The sequence below is a fragment of the Mycetocola sp. genome (genome assembly GCF_046716805.1).
Taxonomy (GTDB): Bacteria; Actinomycetota; Actinomycetes; order Actinomycetales; family Microbacteriaceae; genus Mycetocola_A.
Window position 1 is genome coordinate 1 of sequence record NZ_JBKJWH010000141.1, and the last position, 3,678, is coordinate 3,678.

The 3,678-nt window shown below is 65.0% G+C and carries 3 protein-coding genes and 1 pseudogene; 1 reads left to right on the forward strand and 3 read right to left on the reverse strand.

What is annotated here, in order from left to right; genetic code table 11:
• The coding region (locus ACLQ62_RS11055; RefSeq protein ID WP_411721689.1) for an SDR family NAD(P)-dependent oxidoreductase at window positions 1-283 on the reverse strand (283 nt) is incomplete at its 3' end.
• A gap of 123 nt (window positions 284-406) precedes the next feature.
• On the opposite strand from ACLQ62_RS11055, the gene ACLQ62_RS11060 reads away from it, so the two are divergent.
• Entirely contained in the window at window positions 407-1,093 is a 687-nt protein-coding gene (locus ACLQ62_RS11060) for a TetR/AcrR family transcriptional regulator C-terminal domain-containing protein (RefSeq protein ID WP_411721690.1), read from the forward strand.
• Here the strand turns inward: ACLQ62_RS11060 and ACLQ62_RS11065 are convergent.
• Both ACLQ62_RS11065 and ACLQ62_RS11070 read right to left on the reverse strand, forming a co-directional pair.
• Window positions 1,087-1,269: pseudogene (locus ACLQ62_RS11065) on the reverse strand (Txe/YoeB family addiction module toxin); the annotation flags it as partial. The gene ACLQ62_RS11060 and the pseudogene ACLQ62_RS11065 sit on opposite strands and share 7 nt — an antisense overlap.
• Window positions 1,270-1,423: 154 nt before the next feature.
• Window positions 1,424-3,337: a plasmid pRiA4b ORF-3 family protein gene (locus ACLQ62_RS11070; RefSeq protein WP_411721691.1), complete on the reverse strand. Its 1,914-nt coding sequence runs from the start codon at window positions 3,335-3,337 to the stop codon at window positions 1,424-1,426.
• Window positions 3,338-3,678 lie beyond the last annotated feature (341 nt).

Sequence of the window (3,678 nt, forward strand, 5' to 3'; positions counted from 1 at the left end):
GATGGATGTCACCGGTCCAGGCCGCTGCGAAGGTGTGGATCGAGACGAGGTCGGCCAGATTCAGCTGCCGGACCTCGGTGAAGCCAGCGATCGTGGCCGCGGCATCCCGGCCCTTCTGCTCGTCGCGCACGGCGAGAACGACGCGGGCGCCGTGCGCGGCAAATGCACGGGCGGCTTCGAGGCCGATGCCGCTGTTGCCGCCGGTGACGATGACCGTTTTACCGGTGAGGTCGGGCATGTCGGCCTGGGTCCAGTCGGCGGTGGGGGCGAGCGTGCTGGTCATGATCATGGTCCTTCGGAGGAGAGTTCACCATACGGTGTAAGGTGATGCGAGAAAGCTACCATACGCCGTAAGGTAGTGTCTAGAGTTATCGGGAAACAATCTGAGACGGAAGCGGAGGGCGTGGTGGCACGTTTGGCAACGAAGGCAACGCGGGAACCGGTGACGCGGGAGCGGGCGATCCGGGTCGCGGTGGCGCTCGCCGACTCCGGCGGCATCGACTCGCTGAGCATGCGCAAGCTCGCGGGTGAACTTGGCGTCGAGGCGATGTCGCTCTACTACCACGTGAGGAACAAGGACGAGCTGCTCGACGGCATGGTCGGACTCGTCGTCAGCGAGATGGCGATCCCAGTTGCGGATGCCGCGTGGAAGCCGGCTCTGCGGGAACGCTCGGAGTCCGCGCGCGACGTGCTGAAGCGGCATCCGTGGGCCATCTCACAGGTCGACGCACGGAGCACGGTCGAGACTCTCAACTACCTCAATGCGACGATCGGATGCCTCGTCGGCGCCGGTTTCTCCATCCCGCTCGCGGCCCACGCCATGTCGCTACTGGACAGTTACGTACACGGGTTTGCGCTGCAGGAAGCGTCGCTGCCGCTCGATGAGGCGGGAGACATCGGGGCGGTGACCGAGGACATTCTCGCCCAGCAGGCGATGATGTCTGGTGCGTTTCCGCACCTGGCGACCATGGCGACTGAGCTAATCCTGCAGCCGGGTTATGCCTACGGCAATGAGTTCGCGTTCGGGCTCGGCATCATTGTCGACGGGATCGAAGCGTCGCTTGCGGCGGCATCAGCTCCGCTCGATCAGTAGTGGAAGCGCGCCGCGATCACGACGAGGTTGTCGTCCTCGACGCTGTAAACCAGGCGGTGCTCATCGGTAATCCGTCGGGACCAGTACCCAGCGAGTTGATGTTTGAGTGCTTCCGGCTTGCCGATCCCGCAGAACGGGGTGCGGCAGGCTTCATCGAGAAGCCGGTTGATGCGCTCCGGGTCAGTTCGGAATACCAGCGCCGCCGCCGAACAGGATGTATCGGCGGCCAGCGACGCTCGACAGGAGAAACGGACCGGTTTCTGTGCTCGGATCCTGTTGACCGTTCGCGGTGGAGGCGCTCGACCGCTCGGCGAGACTCTGAACGAACGATCAGCGGCGCAAGGCGCGTCGCAGCGGCGTCAGGGCGGCATCCGCTTCTGCCACGTCGAAGTGTTTCGGGTCCAGTACCTCGCCCGGGGCGAGGCCGAGCCACTCGCGAATGTCTTCGTGGTCAGGGTCCGCAGGGTCCTGGCTGATCCGCACCTTCTCGGCCCACCCGTGCACGCCGAATGAGTCGTCCAACGGCGCACGTCCGCGTCCGTCTATGCAGTGTGGCCCGGCATCCGTGCCTTCGGGCTCGATTCGCTCCAGCCGGATCACGTGGCGCCAGTCGTCGCCGAAGTCGTACTGGTAGTTGACCTCGTCACCCGGCTCCTCGAAGAACACACCGATCGCGACGGCGGCTTCGTCCTCGATTTCCTCCTCGTAGGTGTCCTGGAAGCGCAGATCGGTGATGATCACCTCGGGGCTGTACCAGTCGTCACCCTCGAAGAACTGGTGGAGGTGTGAGTTCTGCCAGCCGAACACAGCCTGGATGATGTGGTGTAAATCCGCGAACGTCGCATCGGCCGGCACGGTCACTCGTCGCCAGACCGCGGGCTTGGACTCGAGGAGCGCGATCTTCAGCCGCAGCACGGTTCCCGGCGGGTGCGGGGAGTCGAGCGGCGGTGCATCCGTCGGCACCGGACCGAAGGAGTTCCGGAAGCGACGGATGCCGTGGGCGAACGCCGGTCGCGCCGCTTCCGCAACCACGAAACGGTCGGAACCGTCCGGGCTCGGCTCGGCCGACAGCATCCGCATCGTTTCGAAATGACGCATGGCGCTTTGGGACAGTTCACCGGCGAATCGGGCGAGATCGAGAACGCCGCCGGACGGTGACGCCGCGATCATCTGCTCCATGATGGCGTTGCTCGACATCTCGGAGTGCACCTGCGGACTGACGGCGGCGGAAAACTGTGCCAGGTTTTGCACCAGGGCGTGCGTTGCAAGTTTGGGGATCGCCTCAATCGACGAACCGGCCCAGGCTGTCAGGTAGAGGCCAAGCACGTCGATACGGATGTCGAGCGCCACTGACTGATGGGTAGATTCCCAGTCGTCTGCACGGGGACCTCGACGCAGGCGCGTGGGAGTGATCTCGATGATGCCGGTCTCCTCGAGCGCCGCCCACCAACGGTTCAGCTCGCTGACGTCCCACATGCTGCCTACCTCGCGCGGTTTAGCCGCGACCTCGCGCCGGTCGGCACCGGGCTTCTCCGGGAGCGACATCGGGGCGCCGCGTTTGCCCACGGCGCGCACACCGAGCAGCGCAGCGACCGGCTCGATGTCGCCGAGGCGCAACGCACCTGTGCTGGTCACCGGCTTGCTCGTGCCGATCCAGGCGAGAAGCTTGTCCACTGCGGCGATCGGAGTCATCTCATCGAGAGCGGCGAGCTGGTCTGCGACCGGGACGTCGGGCAGATCGCGGAGCCCGTCGAGCAGATCGTCGAGGATCGTTTCTGGCTCGTCGTCCTCGAGGGTGTCGAGCATTGCCACGAGAAAGTTCATTGAGGTTTCGAACTCCTCATCGCTGCCTGCCCACACGTCGACGTCGTGAAGGAAGTCGAGGTAGTGGGTGAGCACGTCCAGGGCCGCAGCCTCCAGCTCGAACAGCTCCTCGTCGTCGGCGATCAGGCCGAGTACGGTGTCGAGAACGTCGATTGTCGGGTGCGCGAGTGAGAGCCCACGGACGGCGGCCGTCTCGAAGAGGAGTGCGGTCAGAGCGCGAACGGCCTCGGCGTCGGGGTGTTCGTCGTACTCTGCGGCGTGCTTGCGGAACCAGGCATGGAAGCGCAACTGCAGCGCCGTGTCCGCGCTCGACGGCTTTCCGACGAGCGACAGGTGGTTCACACGGCCGGGGTGTCCGCTTCGTTTCGTGCGCTTCTTCTTCGACATGGCATCCGTTCTGGCGGCTTTTGGTGCGTTCACTCCCCACGGTAGTTCTTTGTCCGCCGCTCGACAGGATCCATCGGCGGCGAGTGCTGCTCGACAGGAGAAATTGGCCGCCTTCTGCCCTCGGTTCCTGTCGAGCGCTCGCCGCGCAAGACCTCGACCCTGAAGCCACGTGCATGGTGTACTACCGAGAGCCGTCTGAAAGGATTCGCATGCGCCTGATCGCTGAGAACTGCTTCCAGCTCGAGAAATCCAAGGGAGCCAACGGGTACGTCGTTCGCGGCGAGGACCGCACCGCCGTGATCGACCCGGGTTTGGCGTCCGGGTTCGATGCAGTGCTCGCCGAACTCCGTGACGCTGAGCAGCGCACCGGCCGG